Annotated in this window: 13 protein-coding genes; all 13 read right to left on the bottom strand. The window is 73.2% G+C overall.

Annotation, left to right across the window (positions count from 1 at the left end; translation table 11 throughout):
* Window positions 1–86: 86 nt before the first annotated feature.
* Entirely contained in the window at window positions 87–842 is a 756-nt protein-coding gene (locus AC3X7R_RS16135; RefSeq protein ID WP_489966697.1) for a cell division protein FtsQ/DivIB, read from the bottom strand.
* The gene (gene murC, locus AC3X7R_RS16140) at window positions 842–2,260 is read right to left on the bottom strand and encodes a UDP-N-acetylmuramate--L-alanine ligase (protein ID WP_489966698.1); all 1,419 of its coding nucleotides are present in this window, start codon (window positions 2,258–2,260) and stop codon (window positions 842–844) included. The genes AC3X7R_RS16135 and murC overlap by 1 nt, the downstream gene beginning before the upstream one ends.
* Window positions 2,257–3,327, bottom strand: coding sequence for an undecaprenyldiphospho-muramoylpentapeptide beta-N-acetylglucosaminyltransferase (gene murG / locus AC3X7R_RS16145; protein ID WP_489966699.1), 1,071 nt, complete (start codon window positions 3,325–3,327; stop codon window positions 2,257–2,259). Before murG ends, murC begins: the two co-directional genes overlap by 4 nt.
* 12 nt (window positions 3,328–3,339) lie before the next feature.
* Window positions 3,340–4,590 carry a putative lipid II flippase FtsW gene (gene ftsW, locus AC3X7R_RS16150; protein WP_489966700.1) on the bottom strand — a complete coding sequence of 417 codons (1,251 nt, stop codon included), beginning with the start codon at window positions 4,588–4,590 and terminating at the stop codon, window positions 3,340–3,342.
* Window positions 4,591–4,613: 23 nt separating this feature from the next.
* The gene (murD, locus tag AC3X7R_RS16155; protein WP_489966701.1) at window positions 4,614–6,074 is read right to left on the bottom strand and encodes a UDP-N-acetylmuramoyl-L-alanine--D-glutamate ligase; all 1,461 of its coding nucleotides are present in this window, start codon (window positions 6,072–6,074) and stop codon (window positions 4,614–4,616) included.
* Window positions 6,071–7,144, bottom strand: coding sequence for a phospho-N-acetylmuramoyl-pentapeptide-transferase (gene mraY / locus AC3X7R_RS16160; protein WP_489966702.1), 1,074 nt, complete (start codon window positions 7,142–7,144; stop codon window positions 6,071–6,073). Before mraY ends, murD begins: the two co-directional genes overlap by 4 nt.
* Window positions 7,141–8,529, bottom strand: coding sequence for a UDP-N-acetylmuramoyl-tripeptide--D-alanyl-D-alanine ligase (locus AC3X7R_RS16165; protein WP_489967091.1), 1,389 nt, complete (start codon window positions 8,527–8,529; stop codon window positions 7,141–7,143). The genes mraY and AC3X7R_RS16165 overlap by 4 nt, the downstream gene beginning before the upstream one ends.
* A 5-nt stretch (window positions 8,530–8,534) precedes the next feature.
* Complete coding sequence (locus AC3X7R_RS16170) at window positions 8,535–10,052, bottom strand: UDP-N-acetylmuramoyl-L-alanyl-D-glutamate--2,6-diaminopimelate ligase (RefSeq protein ID WP_489966703.1); 1,518 nt, start codon at window positions 10,050–10,052, stop codon at window positions 8,535–8,537.
* Between the two features lie 32 nt (window positions 10,053–10,084).
* Window positions 10,085–11,875, bottom strand: a complete 1,791-nt coding sequence (locus AC3X7R_RS16175) for a peptidoglycan D,D-transpeptidase FtsI family protein (RefSeq protein ID WP_489966704.1) — start codon at window positions 11,873–11,875, stop codon at window positions 10,085–10,087.
* 98 nt (window positions 11,876–11,973) lie between these two features.
* The gene (gene ftsL / locus AC3X7R_RS16180) at window positions 11,974–12,462 is read right to left on the bottom strand and encodes a cell division protein FtsL (RefSeq protein ID WP_489966705.1); all 489 of its coding nucleotides are present in this window, start codon (window positions 12,460–12,462) and stop codon (window positions 11,974–11,976) included.
* Complete coding sequence (gene rsmH, locus AC3X7R_RS16185; protein WP_489966706.1) at window positions 12,459–13,424, bottom strand: 16S rRNA (cytosine(1402)-N(4))-methyltransferase RsmH; 966 nt, start codon at window positions 13,422–13,424, stop codon at window positions 12,459–12,461. The genes ftsL and rsmH overlap by 4 nt, the downstream gene beginning before the upstream one ends.
* A gap of 8 nt (window positions 13,425–13,432) precedes the next feature.
* Window positions 13,433–13,591, bottom strand: coding sequence for a hypothetical protein (locus AC3X7R_RS16190; protein WP_489966707.1), 159 nt, complete (start codon window positions 13,589–13,591; stop codon window positions 13,433–13,435).
* A 210-nt stretch (window positions 13,592–13,801) separates the two neighbouring features.
* Window positions 13,802–14,230 (bottom strand): division/cell wall cluster transcriptional repressor MraZ, encoded by a 429-nt coding sequence (mraZ, locus tag AC3X7R_RS16195; RefSeq protein ID WP_489966708.1) that lies wholly within the window; start codon window positions 14,228–14,230, stop codon window positions 13,802–13,804.
* Between the last annotated feature and the right edge of the window lie 167 nt (window positions 14,231–14,397).

Consider the following 14,397-nt stretch of genomic DNA (forward strand, 5'->3'; position numbering starts at 1 on the left):
GCGTTGGGGAAGACACTAGGCACGCCCCGGCCCCGATCTCGTCCAACACGCCGCCGACGCGCCGGAAATATGGGCGCCCGAGCGGGTCAGCCGGAGGTGACGGGCTGACCGGGCACGCTCACGTCGTAGCGTCGCGCGTCCCGGGCCGTCAGCAGGGCCTCGAGCACGGCCGCCTTCTGGGCCGACTCCTCCGCGGACCCCCACAGCACCACGCGCTCGTCGCGGAGCACCAGCGAGATCTGGTCGACCGTCTCCACGTCGACGTGGTGGACCCGCTCCGCGATCTCGGCGGGCAGGGACGAGACGACGTCGGCCGCCTCCTGGAGCGCGTCGCTGTCGAGCTCCCCCACCACCAGCACCCGGGGCAGCCCGGCGGGCGCACTGCGGTACTCGGTGAAGACGACGCCCTCCTGGTCCAGCCCCCGCAGGCTGCCGCCCAGGTCGACGACCGCGATCGCCACCCGCTCCTCCACCTCGACCACGACGCCGTCCGGCCACTGCCGGCGCACCTGGGCCGCCCGCACCTCGGCGAGGGTCTCGACCCGACGCCGGACCCCGTCGAGGTCGACCCGCGCGAGCGGCTCCCCGGCGTCGATGCCGGCAGCCTCGCGGACCTCGCCTTCCGAGAGGAGCCGGCCCCCCTGGACGTCGACCCGGTCGACACCCAGCACGTCGGAGAACCAGACCAGCCACGCGCCGGTGGCCAGCAGCCCGACGACCAGCAGGGTCAGTCCGAGTCGGCGCCAGACGCCCCAGCGGCGTGCCCACTGGCGTCGCAGGAAGCGCCGGCGGGTCCGCTCCGCGGGTGGCAGGTCGCCGATCCGGCCCGGCAGCCGGACCATCAGCGGCGATCCTCTGCCAGGAGCTCCAGGACACGTGGCCCCAGCGAGGTGACCGAGCCGGCGCCCAGGGTGAGCACGAGGTCACCCGGACGGGCGCGCCGCACCAGCTCGGCGGGCACCTCGGCCATCTCCGGGACGAAGACCACCCGGTCGTCCGGGAGGGGGCAGGCGCGGGCCACCAGCTCTCCGGTCACCTCCGGGTCCGGGTCCTCGCGCGCGACGTAGACGTCCAGGACGACCACCTCGTCCGCGGCCCCGAGGGCCTCCCCCATCTGGCGCCCGAAGATGCGGGTGCGCGAGACGAGGTGAGGCTGGAACGCGACCACCACGCGCCCCTCGCCGGCCACGGCCCGGGCGGCCTGGAGGTCGCCCGCGATCTCGACCGGGTGGTGGGCATAGCTGTCGTAGACCCGGACGCCGCCCGCCTCGCCCTTGGCCTCCATCCGCCGCCGGGTGCCGGTGAACCCCTCCAGGCCGCGGGCCAGGTCGGCGAAGGGGTAGCCGAGGCGGAGCCCGGCGGCCAGCGCCGCCGTGGCGTCGAGCAGGTAGTGGCGCCCCGGGATCCGCAGGCGCAGCCGCCCGAGCTCCTCCCCACCGGCCAGCACCGTCGACGAGGAGTGCGTGCCCTCGAAGCTCAGCCCGACCAGGCGCAGGTCGGCGCCCTCGGACTCCCCGACGCCGACGACGTCCAGGCCGCGCGCCCGCGCCTCGGCTGCCAGCGAGGCCGCTCCCGGGTCGTCGACGACGCAGACCAGGAACCCGTCCGGGTCGAGGCGCTCCAGGAACGCCGAGAAGGCCGCCCGGTAGGCCTCCTCCGTGCCGAAGTGGTCGAGGTGGTCGGCCTCCACGTTGGTCACCACCGCGGCGTGGGGGCGGTAGACCAGGAAGGCGCCGTCGCTCTCGTCGGCCTCGGCGACGAAGAGGTCGCCCGACCCCTCGTGCGCGTTGGCCCCGGTGGCGGCGAGGTCGCCGCCGACGGCGTACGTCGGGTCGGCCCCCGCGGCCTGCAGCGCGACCGTGAGCAGCGAGGTGGTGGTGGTCTTGCCGTGCGTCCCGGCCACCGCGACGGTGCGCCGGCCGGCCATGAGCGAGGCGAGCCCGGCCGACCGCGGCCACACGCGCAGCCCCCGGCCCAGTGCCTCGACCACCTCCGGGTTGTCGTCGCGGACCGCGGTGGAGACGACGAGGGTGTCCGCCTCGCCCACGTGCGCCCCGTCGTGCCCGACGTGCACCTGGGCACCGAGCTCGGCGAGCCGGTCGAGGGTCGGGGACGGCGCGCCGTCGCTCCCCGAGACCCTCACGCCCCGGGCCAGCATCAGTCGGGCGATCGCGGAGAGACCCGCACCGCCGATCCCCACGAAGTGGACCCGCCCCAGCTCCTCGACGGGCAACAGGTCCTCGGGCACCGGGAGCTTCACCGGCCTGCCCCCAGGATCATCCGGGCCAGCTTCTCGTCCGCGTCCAGCGCGACCACCTGGGACGCCGCCCGCCCCATGTCGCTGAGCCGGTGGGTGTCGGTGAGCAGTCCGGGCAGCGTGGCCCGCACCCACTCGGGGGTCAGGGCCTGGTCCGCGACGAGGAGCCCCCCGCCGGCGTCGACGACGGGGCGCGCGTTGAGCGCCTGCTCACCGTTGCCGATCGGCAGGGGGACGAAGACGGCCGGCAGGCCCACCCCGGAGACCTCGGTGACCGTGTTGCTGCCCGCGCGGCAGAGCACCGCGTCCGCGGCGGCGTAGGCCAGGTCCATCCGGTCGACGAAGTGCCGGACCACGTAGGGGACGTCGCCCACCGGGGCGACCGCCTCCTGCTTGGGCCCGACCACGTGGAGCACCTGCACCCCGGCCGCGGCGAGGTCGGACGCCGCGCCCAGGACCGCGGCGTTGATCCGCGCGGCCCCCTGGGAACCGCCGGTCACCAGCAGCACCGGGAGGTCCGGGCGGAGGCCGAACTCGGCACGCGCCTGGTCGCGCAGCGCGGCGCGGTCCAACGTCGAGATCATCCGGCGCACCGGCAGCCCGAGGTAGCTGGCGTGCGGCAGGGCGGTGTCGGGGAAGCTGGTCGCCACGTGGCGGGTCATCCGCGCCCCGAGGCGGTTGGCCACCCCCGGCAGGGCGTTGCCCTCGTGCACCACCAGGGGGAGGCGACGGGACCGGGCGGCCAGGTAGGCGGGCACCGAGACGTATCCCCCGAACCCGACCACCACGTCGGGACGCACCCGGTCCACGATCTCCAGCGCGGCACGCCGGGCGGCCCAGAGCCGGGAGGGGGTGCGCAGGAGGTCGGGTCCCGGCCGACGGGGCAGGGGCACCCGCGGCACCACCTCGAGCGGAAGGCCCGCCTCCGGGATGAGCCGGGCCTCCAGGCCCGTGCTGGTCCCCAGGCAGGTGATCCGGGTGGCCGGGTCGAGCCGGAGCAGGGCGTCGGCGGTGGCGAGCAGGGGCGAGGTGTGGCCGGCGGTTCCACCGCCGGCGAGAAGGACGCGCATATCCCTTCCAGCCTAGGCGGTGCCGCGACCGGAGGGAGACATGGCCGTCACCCCGGTGGCACGGGCGTGGCGACGTGCCCTGAGGGCCGCGGCGGCATCAGGCTCCCGGCGCGCGAACCCGATCAGCAGACCGAGCGCGACCAGCGAGGGCAGCAACGCCGAGCCGCCGTAGGAGATCAGCGGCAGCGGGATCCCGATGACCGGCAGCAGTGCCAGCACCATGCCGACGTTGATGATCATCTGCCCGAGGAGCCACACCACGATCCCGAAGGTGGCGTAGCGGACGAAGGGGTCCTCGGTGGCGACCGCGACCCGGGTCGCCGCGTAGGCGATGGTGAGGAAGAGCAGGATGACCAGCAGCGTCCCCACCAGGCCGAGCTCCTCGCCCAGCACGGCGAAGATGAAGTCGGTGTGCGCCTCCGGCAGGTCGCCCCACTTCTGCGTCGACCCCCCGATGCCCTGCCCGAGCCAGCCCCCGGTGGAGAGGGCGTAGAGGCCGTGGGCGGGCTGCCACCCCGTGTCGTGGTAGTCCTTGAAGGGGTCGACGAAGTTCGTCAGCCGCTCACGCCGCTCCGAGCTGGTGGACGCCAGGTAGAGGGCGACCACGCCGACCACCGAGCTGGAGAAGACGAAGAGCCGGCTGGGCGCCCCCACGATCCACAGCATGGAGAGCAGGATCGCGAAGAGCACGAGCGCGGTGCCCAGGTCACGCCCGAGCACCACCAGGAGGATGACGGCCAGCATGCCGGGCACCACCGGGACCATCACGTGGTGCAGCCGGTCGAGGCGTCGCTCCTTGTGCGCGTAGACGTGCGCGGCCCAGAGCACGATCGCCAGCTTGGCGACCTCGGAGGGCTGGACCGCGAACGGGCCGACGCCGAGCCAGTTGGTGTTGCCGTTGACGGTGATGCCCAGGCCCGGCACCTGGACCAGGGCGAGGAGCACCATCGACACCGCGAGTCCCGGCCAGGCCAGCCGTCTGATCGCGGAGTAGGGCAGGCGCGAGGCCACCCAGGCCGCCGGGATGCCGATCGCGACCCACAGCAGCTGTCGCTTCACGATCGCGTAGGAGTCGTCGTAGAACTTGAACGAACGGACGCTGGAGGCGCTGAGCACCATGATCAGGCCGATCGTCAGCAGCAGCGCCGACGCCCCCAGCAGCAGGTAGTAGGAGGTCAGGGGCCGGTCCATCGCGTGGCGCAGGGTCCTCCCCCACGACGTGAGGCTGCGGCCGGAGACGTGCTCGGGGTTCGCGGTGGTCATCTGCGCTCCCTCGCTGCCTCGTCTCAGTCCGTCTGTCCGCCCTGCCTGCGCCGCACGGCTGCGGCGAAGGCGTCACCTCTCGCGCCGTAGCCGGCGAACATGTCCATGGAGGCACATCCCGGCGCCAGCAGGACGGTGTCGCCCTGACGGGCGAGGCCGGCTGCCGCGTCGACGACACGCTCCATGGGATCCCCAGTCTCCCCGTCCCCTATCTGGATGACAGGCACATCGGGCGCGTGTCGCGAAAGGGCGTCCGCGATCACGTGCCGGTCCCGTCCCAGCAGCACGACTCCCCGCAGCCGGCCCGCGACCGACTGCACCAGGTCGTCGAAGTGCGCCCCCTTGGCCAGGCCACCGGCGACCCAGACGACCGGGTCGTAGGCCTGGAGGGAGGACCGGGCGGCGTGCGGGTTGGTCGCCTTGGAGTCGTCGACCCAGGTGACGCCGGCGAAGGTCGCGACGTGCTCGATGCGGTGACCGTCGGGACGGAAGGAGCGCAGCCCGTCGCGGACGGCCGCCTGCGGGACCCCGTGCGCCCGGGCGAGGGCGGCGGCGGCCAGGGCGTCCGCCACGAAGTGCGGTGCCCGGGAGGCCAGGTCGTCGAGCGTGCAGAGCTCGGCAGCACTGGAGGCACGCTCCTCGATGAAGGCGCGGTCGGCGAGGATCTCGTCGACGAGCCCGAGCATGCCGACGCCGGGGACGCCGAGGGTGAAGCCGATCGCCCGCGCACCCTCGACGACGTCGGCCTCCTCGACCATGCGCCTGGTCAGCTCGTCGGCCACGTTGTAGACGCAGGCGCGCTCGACATGGTCGTAGATCCTCGCCTTGTCCGCGGCGTAGTCGTCCATGGAGGGGTACCAGTCGAGGTGGTCCTCGGCCACGTTGAGGACCGCGGCCGACTCGGCGCGCACCGACGAGGTGTAGTGCAGCTGGAAGCTGGAGAGCTCCACCGCGATGACGTCGTAGGGCTCGGGGTCCATGACCACCTCGACGAGGGGCAGCCCGACGTTGCCGGCCGCGACCGAGCGGAGTCCGGCGGCCCGCAGGATCGAGTCGAGCATCTGCACGGTCGTGGTCTTCCCGTTCGTGCCGGTGACCGCGAGCCAGGGAGCGGGCGCGTCGGGGTGCCGAAGCCGCCAGGCGAGCTCGACCTCACCCCAGACCGGGATCCCCCGCGCGTGCGCCTGAGCGATCAGCGGGGCGTCCGGGCGCCAGCCGGGCGAGACGACCAGGAGGTCGGCGTCCTCGGGCAGCCGGTCGGTGGCTCCCTCGCCCAGCCTGACCTCGGCCCCGAGGACCTCGAGCAGCTCGGCCCGCTCCTCCTTGTCGCCCGACGTGGTCGCATCGAGGGCCACGACGCCGGCACCGAGGTGGTTGAGGTTGTCCGCCGCGGCGAAGCCGGAGACGCCGAAGCCCGCCACGACGGCTCGTACGCCGTCCCAGGAGTCCGTGCGTCCCAGGGAGGTCGGGTCGTGGCCGCTCATCCGATCCCCGCCACCCATTCGGCGTAGAAGATGCCGAGGCCGGCGGCCACGGCCAGGCCGGTGATGATCCAGAACCGGACCACCACCGTCACCTGCTCCCAGCCGAGCATCTCGAAGTGGTGGTGCAGCGGCGCCATCCGGAAGATGCGCCGCCCCTTGGTGACCTTGAAGAAGCCCACCTGCAGCATCACCGAGAGGGTCTCGATCACGAAGAGGCCTCCGATCACCAGGAGGAGCAGCTCGGTCCGGGTGAGGATGGCGAGGCCGGCGAGGGCGCCGCCGAGGGCGAGCGAGCCGGTGTCGCCCATGAAGATCTGTGCCGGGGAGGCGTTCCACCACAGGAAGCCGAAGCAGGCCCCCATGATCGCGGCGGAGACCACCGCGAGGTCGAGGGGGTCGCGCACCTCGTAGCAGGTGCTGCCCTGCTGGATGGAGCAGGACTGGTTGTTCTGCCAGATGTTGACCAGCGTGTACGCGGCGAAGACCACCGTGCAGGCGCCGGTGGCGAGACCGTCCAAGCCGTCGGTCAGGTTCACCGCGTTGCTGAAGCCGGTGATCAGGAACCACAGGAAGACCAGCAGCAGGGCGGTCGGGACGACCCAGGAGTCGAAGTCCCGGATGAAGGAGATGTGCCGCGACGCCGGGGTCTCACCGCGCTCGTCCTCGAGCATCGGCGAGAGCGCGAGCCAGCCGAAGATCAGGGCGACCACGGTCTGGCCGATCATCTTCGCCTTGCTGCGCAGGCCCAGGCTGCGCTGCTTCACGATCTTGATGAAGTCGTCGAGGAACCCGACGGTGCCGAGTCCGACGAAGAGGAAGAGGAGGAGCAGCGCCGACGCGGTGGGCACCTGGCCGGTGATCAGCTTGGCCAGGAAATAGGCGACCACCGAGGCCCCGATGATGACGATGCCGCCCATGGTGGGCGTGCCGCGCTTGGTGTGGTGGGTCGTGGGGCCGTCGTCGCGGATCTCCTGGCCGTAGCCGCGGTTGGACAGCACGGTGATCGCCACCCGGGTACCGAGCAGCGAGAAGATGAGGGCGAGTCCGCCTGCGAACAGGATGGCTCTCATCGAGCAGCGTCCCTTTCCTCGAGAAGTCCGTCCGCGATGTGCTCGAGTGCCGCACCACGGGATGCCTTGACCAGGACCGAGTCCGTGGCCGCGACATTCTCCCGCACCCAGGCCAGCGCCTCGTCACGGGTGCCGGTCACCACCGCCGTGCCCCGCCAGCCCGGGTCCTCGCGGGCGGCGTCGGCCATCGCGGCCGCCACGGGGCCCACCGTGACCAGGACGTCGACCTGGGCGGCAGCCGCGGAGGCGCCCACCCGCCGGTGCTGGGACTCCGAGTCCGCGCCCAGCTCGCGCATCTCCCCCAGCACCGCGACGGTCCGGCCCGACCGGGAGGCGCCCAGGTGCCCCAGTGCCTCCAGGGCGGACTCCATGGACTCCGGGTTGGCGTTGTAGGCGTCGTTGACCACGAGCAGGCCGTCCCCGCGCCGGTGCAGCTCCATCCGCCACCGGGAGGCGGCCACCGACGCGGTGAGCCGCTCCGCGGCGTCGTCGAGCGAGACCCCGACCGCGAGGGCCATCGCCGCGGCCGCGACGGCGTTCTCCACCTGGTGGGGCCCCAGCTGGGAGAGCCGCACCGGAGCCCAGCGGCCCTCGTGGCCGACCTCGAAGCCGTAGCGCCCCAGCTCGTCGGCGGTGAGCCCGCGCACGCCGACGTCGCCGCCGCGGCCGAAGGTCAGCACCCGCGCCCTGGTCCTGGGGGCCATCGCCCGGACCAGCTCGTCGCCGGCGTTGAGCACCGCCGTCCCGTCGGCGGGCAGCCCCTCGATGATCTCGCCCTTGGCCTGGGCGATCCGCTCGCGACTGCCGAACTCGCCCAGGTGGGCCGTCCCGACGTTGAGCACCGCCGCGACCCGCGGCGGCGCGATCGCGCAGAGGTGGGCGATGTGTCCGACTCCGCGCGCCCCCATCTCGACCACGAGGAACCTGGTGGCCGGGGTGGCCCGCAGCACGGTGAGCGGCACCCCGAGCTCGTTGTTCAAGTTCCCCGCCGTGGCCACCGTGGCGCCCTCCCCGGCCAGCACCTGGGCCAGGTAGTCCTTGGTGCCGGTCTTTCCCTGCGAGCCGGTGAGGGCCAGCACCGTCAGGCCTGGGAGCTGGTCGACCAGGTGCCGCGCCAGCCGGCCCAGCGCGTCCACGGCGTCCTGCACCACCACGCCGGGCACCCCGACGTCGCGAGTGCCCAGGTAGGCCGCCGCCCCCGCGGCGACGGCGGCGGCCGCGTGGTCGTGCCCGTCCGAGCGCTCCCCCGCGACGGCCACGAAGAGCCCGCCCGGGGCAGGCGAGCGGCTGTCGAGGAACGCCTCGCCCACCACGGCGGTCCCGGACGGGTCGCCAGGCCCGACGACCCGCCCGTCCAGCACGTCGGCCAGCTGCCGCAGAGTCATCTCGATCACAGCGCTGCCAGCTCCTCACGGACCACGTCGCGGTCGTCGAAGGGGTGGACGACGCCGGCCACCTCCTGGCCGGTCTCGTGCCCCTTGCCGGCCACCAGCACGATGTCGCCCGGCGCGGCGCGCACGAGCGCCTCGCGGATCGCCCGGCGCCGGTCGCCGACCTCGAGCACCTCCGTCGTCGTCCCGTCCGGGACCCCGGCCAGCACCGCCCGCCGGATCGCGGCCGGGTCCTCACCGCGCGGGTTGTCGTCGGTCACCACGAGCACGTCGGCCAGACGGGCCGCGATCTCGCCCATCAGGGGGCGCTTGCCCGGGTCGCGGTCCCCGCCGGCACCGAGCACCACCAGCACCCGGCCCTGGGTCAGCGGCCGGAGGGTGCGCAGCGTGGCCTCCACGGCGTCCGGCTTGTGCGCGTAGTCGACGACGACGGCGAACCGCTGTCCCTCCTCCACGCTCTCCAGGCGCCCCGGGACCCCGGGCCCCGAGGCCAGCGCGGCCGAGACGCGGGCGGGGTCGAAGCCGGCCTCGGCGCAGGAGGCGATGGCGGCCAGCGCGTTGCTCACGTTGAAGTCGCCGGCCAGCGGCACGCCGGCAGCCACGGACACCCCCCGCGGCCCCAGGACGGTGAAGGTGGAGCCGCACGCCGTGGTGGCCACCTCGACCGCCCGCCAGTCGGCGTCGGCGCCCGCGGCCGAGAACGTGCGCACGGGGATCTCCACCGTCTCGACCAGCCGGCGACCGTGGGCGTCGTCGACGTTGACCAGGGCCAGGCGAGCCCGCTCGGGGGTGAAGAGCGACGCCTTCGCGGCGAAGTACTCCTCCAGGTCGTGGTGGAAGTCGAGGTGGTCCCGCCCCAGGTTGAGGAAGGTCGCGACGTCGAAGACCAGTCCGTCGACCCGGCCCATCACCAGGGCATGGCTGGAGACCTCCATCGCGCAGGCCTCCACCTGCCGCTCGCGCATCAGCGCCAGCAGCGCGTGCAGGTCGGGGGCCTCGGGCGTGGTCAGCGAGGTGGGGACGTCCTGCCCGGCGATGCGGGTCCCGACGGTCCCCACCACCCCGGCCCGGACGCCGGCCCCCTGCAGGGCGCTCTCGGCGAGCCGGGTGGTGGTGGTCTTGCCCTGGGTGCCGGTCACCCCGATCAGCCGCAGGGCGGAGGCCGGGTCGTCGTAGACGTGGGCCGAGAGCGGCCCCAGGACGCGCCGGGGCTCCTCGACCACGATCGTCGGCACCTCGACCTCCAGCATGGCGGCGCCCTCGGCGTCGGTGAGCACGGCCACGGCGCCGGACGCCACGGCCTGGGCCGCGTAGCGGGCGCCGTGCACCCGCGAGCCCGGGAGGGCGACGTAGAGGTCGCCCGGCACGACCCTGGCGGTGCTGAGCGTGAGCCCGGTGACTGCCGTCCGGCCCTCGCCCAGGACCCGGGGTGCGACGTGGGTGCCCAGCCACTCGGCGAGCTCGGTCAGGGTCGAGCTCGGAGGCCGCGCAGGTCTTGTCGTCTCACTGCCCACCATCCCGGCGACACTATCGCCGCCCGGGCGCGGGGTCACCACTCGACCGGGAGCTGCGACGGCTTCGAACCCGTGGGCGGCACCCGGTAGCGAGAGAGCAGGTACCCCATGATGCGGGAGAAGACCGGGCCTGCCACGGAGCCGCCGCCGCCGTCGACGGCGGGGTTGTGGATGACCACGTAGACGGTGAAGCGGGGGTCGTCCGCCGGGGCGAAGCCGCCGAAGGAGAGGGAGAAGGAGCCGTCGTAGCAGCCGCACTCGGGGTCGACGCGCTGCGCCGTGCCGGTCTTGCCCGCCACGCGGTAGCCCTCCACCTGGGCGCTGGGGGCCACCCCGGCCTCGGGGTCGACGACCCGCTCCATCATCTTCGCGGTCTGCCGCGCGGCCCGCCGGGAGACCACCCGCTCGCGCGTCGCGACGTCGGTGCCGACCACCGTGCCGTCGTCCGCGGTCGCGGTGCCCTCGATCAGGCTGGGCGAGACGTGCACCCCGTCGTTGGCGATCGTGTTGACCGCCGCCGTCATCTGCACCGCGTTGACCGAGAGCGACTGCCCGAAGGCGATGCGGTCCTTGGTCTGGGAGGTCATGACCTCGCCGGACGGCAGCAGGCCGCGGGTCTCGCCGCGCACGCCCACCTGTGTCTTGCGCCCGAGCCCGAAGCGGGTCAGGTAGCCGGCCAGCTCGGCCGGGGTGAACTGGTCGGCGGCGAGCACGGTCCCGATGTTGGAGGACTTGGCGATCACCCCGGCCATGGTCAGCCGGATGGTGTCGTGGTCGAACCAGTCGTTGATCACCCGGTCCTGGCGGGCCAGGCTGCCGGGCACCTTGATCCGGGTGCGGGCGGTGACCTTGCCGGCGTCCACCAGCGCAGCCGCCGTGAGGACCTTCTGCACCGAGCCCGGCTCGAAGACGTCGCTGAACGCCCGGGAGCCCAGGTCGGCCTCGTCGCTCTCGGTGGGCGCGTTCGCGTCGAAGGTGGGGACGTCGGCGACGGCGAGCAGGTGACCGCTGCGGGTGTCCATCACCACGGCGGCCGCGCTCTCGGCCCGGTAGGCCTGACGCTGCTCCTCGAGCACCTTCTGGACGAACCAGGACAGGTCCCGGTCGAGCGTGGTGCGCAGCGGCTCCCCGTTGGCCGGCTTGGTGACCGACCGCTCCCCCAGGGGGACCCGGTGGCCGCTGCCCACGGTGTAGCGCGCCTTGCCGTCGGTACCGGAGAGCTGCGCGTCGAAGGTCCGCTCGAGGCCGCCCAGCGGCTCGTCGACCCCCATGAAGCCGACCAGGTTCGCCGCGACGTCGCCCGCCGGGTAGTCGCGGATCGGGTCGTCACGCAGGGTGATCCCCTTGAAGCCCTCCGCCTTCACCAGCCCCAGCACCCGGTCCGCCTCGGTGGCCGGGACCCGCCGGTCGATGTACTCGAACCGACTGTCCTCCGCCCGGAGGCGGTCCAGGACGGCGAAGTAGTCGACCCCGAGCTCGTTGCTCAGCAGGGTGGCCAGCGCGGGGGCGTCCTCGGCGGTCATCTTCGGGTCCGCCACCACCATCCGCCCCGCGACCGAACCGGCCAGCGGCTCGCCGCGCCGGTCGAGGATCTGGCCCCGGGTGGCCGGCAGCGTCACGTCGATCACGCCCTCCTCGGCGGCCATCTGCGCGTAGGAGCGCGGGTCGATCCCCTGGAGCTGGACGAGCCGCCCTCCGAAGACCGAGAGCACCATCGCGATGACGACGAAGCCGAACCGGAGGCGGAACATCGGCGAGCCGCGGCGGCTCAGTCGACCCGGCCGTCGGCTCGAGGGAGCCGGGGGCGGACCGGGGGTGCTGGACACGGGGAGCTCTCCTTCGAACGACTGCTGCTCATTGATACCCGGCACGGGACCCGGTTCCGCTCAGGCGGTGGCCGTGTCGCCCCATTCCTTGCCGGGCGTCACGGAGCCGGCGGCACCTCGACGAACTCCACGGCGGGGCGCAGCCCTGCGGGAAGCCCCGGCGGTCGTGGGGTGAGCCGCAGCCCGTCCTCGGCCGTCGCCGGGCCGGGCGAGCCGATCACCTCTCCGTCGAGGGTGAGGAAGACCGGGGTGCTCGGGATGACCATCCCCATCCGCTGGGCCTGGAGCGCCACCCGCTGGGGGTCGCGCAGGTCGTCGAGCTCCATCCTCAGCGACTGCTCGCGGGCGGCCATCGTGGCCGCCTGCTCGTCGAGCCGGGTCGCGGTGAAGGAGGCCTGCTGCATGGAGGTGTTGAACATCAGCAGCCCGATCACCCCGGTCAGCAGGATCACCGAGACCAGGAAGACGAAGGGGACCCGGGCGGCCGGCGTCCGGGTCTGCGGCACCACGGTGAGGCGGGCCCGCGAGACGGCCGCCTCACCGAGGGAGGCGACGCGGGAGCGGATCTGCACTGCTGGACTGCTCATCTGGCTGCTCCTCGGTCGGGTCGGACTCGTTCGACGGCACGCAGGCGGACCGAGGCCGCGCGTGGGTTCTGGGCGATCTCCTGCTCGTCGGCCACCTCGGCGCCGCGGGTGACCAGGTGCATGGCGGGCTCGCTCCCAGCCGGGACGAAGGGGAGGTCCTCGGGGACGTCGAGCCGGGTGGCCTCGACGAAGGCGCGCTTGACCATCCGGTCCTCGAGCGAGTGGTAGGCCTCCACGACGACCCGCCCACCGACGCCCACGACGGCCAGGGCCGCGGGCAGGGCGCGTCGGAGCACGCCGAGCTCGTCGTTGACCTCCATCCGCAGCGCCTGGAAGGTCCGCTTGGCCGGGTGTCCCCCGGTGCGCCGGGCCGGCGCCGGGATCTCCGCGTAGAGCAGCTCCACGAGGCGCCCCGAGCGGGTGAAGGGCTCCTTCTCGCGCTCCCTCACCACCGCGCCGGCGATCTTGCGGGCGAACTTCTCCTCGCCGTACTCCTTGAGCACCCGGGTCAGCTCGGCCGCCGAGTACGTGTTGAGCACGTCGGCCGCGGTGAGACCGGCACTGCCGTCCATCCGCATGTCCAGCGGGGCGTCCTGGGCGTAGGCGAAGCCGCGCTCCCGCACGTCGAGCTGCATCGAGGAGACCCCGAGGTCGAAGAAGACCGCCTCGACGTGGTCGAGGCCCTGGCCGGCGACCACGGCACCGATCTCGTCGTAGACCGCGTGCACCCCGGTGAACCGGTCCGCGAAACGGGACAGCCGCTCACCGGCGAGCGCCAGGGCCTGGGGATCCCGGTCGATGCCGATCACCCGGACGGAGGGGAACCGCTCGAGCACGGCCTCGGTGTGCCCGCCCAGCCCGAGCGTGCAGTCGACCAGGACGGGGGCCGTGCCGGTCAGTGCAGGCGCCAGCAGCGCGACGACCCGGTCCAGCAGGACCGGGACGTGTCGGGAGCCCTCCATGTCCGGTCCTACTTGCCCAACGTCGTCAGCACGAGGACCGCCACCACGACGGACGCCGAGGCGAGGGCCGAGAAGGCCATCACGGCCAGTGCCTCGCGGGCCTGGTCGCGCACCCGGAGCGGTCGGCCCGCCCCGACGGCGGTGCCGCCTGCGTACGTCCTCTGCATGGTCTCGACCCTTCACGTGCTGGTCCGGCTGGTGCCCGGATGGTGTGCTTCGTGTGCGGCGGCGTCGCAGTGGTCAGGTCCCTGCCCGCTCCGTCGATGGGAAGACCGTCTGGTGCCGGGGAAGTGACCCCAGATGGTTCGAGGGAGCGGGCACGAGACCTGGCCCTGCGCTGCCGCTGTGGAGTTGTGGAACCTGGTGTGTCGTCCCGGTCAGATGCCCGGGAAGACCTCGTCGCTCAGCTCGGAGAAGACCTGCTCCTGCTCCTCGCTGTAGGTGGCCCACGACGCCGGGTCCCAGATCTCGATCCGGTTCATGGAGCCGATCACCACCACGTCCTTGGTGAGGGAGGCGTACTCCCGCAAGACCGGGGGGATCGAGATCCGCCCCTGCTTGTCCGGCACCTCCTGGCTGGCGGCGGCGAACAGCATGCGGACGTAGTCGCGGGTGCCCTTGTTGGTCACCGGCGCCTGGGCCAGGCGCTCGGTGAGCCGACCGAAGTCCTCGAGCGACCAGATGGTCAGACAACGTTCCTGCCCTCTGGTCACGACGAGCCCCTCTGTCAGCTGGTCCCTGAACTTCGCGGGGAGGAAGAGCCGGCCCTTGTCGTCGAGCTTGGGCGTGTAGGTCCCGAAGAACATCCGGGCACCCCCTGCAAGTCGACCCCTCCACCACTTTCCACCACACTACCCCACAATCCCCCACGATCAACCAGAATTGATGACTTCCCTCCCCGTTTTCGCCCGCGCCGTCTCCGGCGAGACGGTCGGACCGCGTGGCCCCCGGGGAGGGATCTCCCCGGGCAGGT

This window comes from Nocardioides sp. Z22_16 (assembly GCF_058134365.1).

Coding starts and splice junctions, on each gene's coding strand:
- AC3X7R_RS16135 (WP_489966697.1), bottom strand. CDS start 842: ATGGTCCGGCTGCCGGGCCGGATCGGCGACCTGCCACCCGCGGAGCGG.
- murG (WP_489966699.1), bottom strand. CDS start 3,327: ATGCGCGTCCTTCTCGCCGGCGGTGGAACCGCCGGCCACACCTCGCCC.
- ftsW (WP_489966700.1), bottom strand. CDS start 4,590: ATGACCACCGCGAACCCCGAGCACGTCTCCGGCCGCAGCCTCACGTCG.
- murD (WP_489966701.1), bottom strand. CDS start 6,074: ATGAGCGGCCACGACCCGACCTCCCTGGGACGCACGGACTCCTGGGAC.
- mraY (WP_489966702.1), bottom strand. CDS start 7,144: ATGAGAGCCATCCTGTTCGCAGGCGGACTCGCCCTCATCTTCTCGCTG.
- AC3X7R_RS16165 (WP_489967091.1), bottom strand. CDS start 8,529: ATGACTCTGCGGCAGCTGGCCGACGTGCTGGACGGGCGGGTCGTCGGG.
- AC3X7R_RS16170 (WP_489966703.1), bottom strand. CDS start 10,052: ATGGTGGGCAGTGAGACGACAAGACCTGCGCGGCCTCCGAGCTCGACC.
- ftsL (WP_489966705.1), bottom strand. CDS start 12,462: ATGAGCAGTCCAGCAGTGCAGATCCGCTCCCGCGTCGCCTCCCTCGGT.
- rsmH (WP_489966706.1), bottom strand. CDS start 13,424: ATGGAGGGCTCCCGACACGTCCCGGTCCTGCTGGACCGGGTCGTCGCG.
- AC3X7R_RS16190 (WP_489966707.1), bottom strand. CDS start 13,591: ATGCAGAGGACGTACGCAGGCGGCACCGCCGTCGGGGCGGGCCGACCG.
- mraZ (WP_489966708.1), bottom strand. CDS start 14,230: ATGTTCTTCGGGACCTACACGCCCAAGCTCGACGACAAGGGCCGGCTC.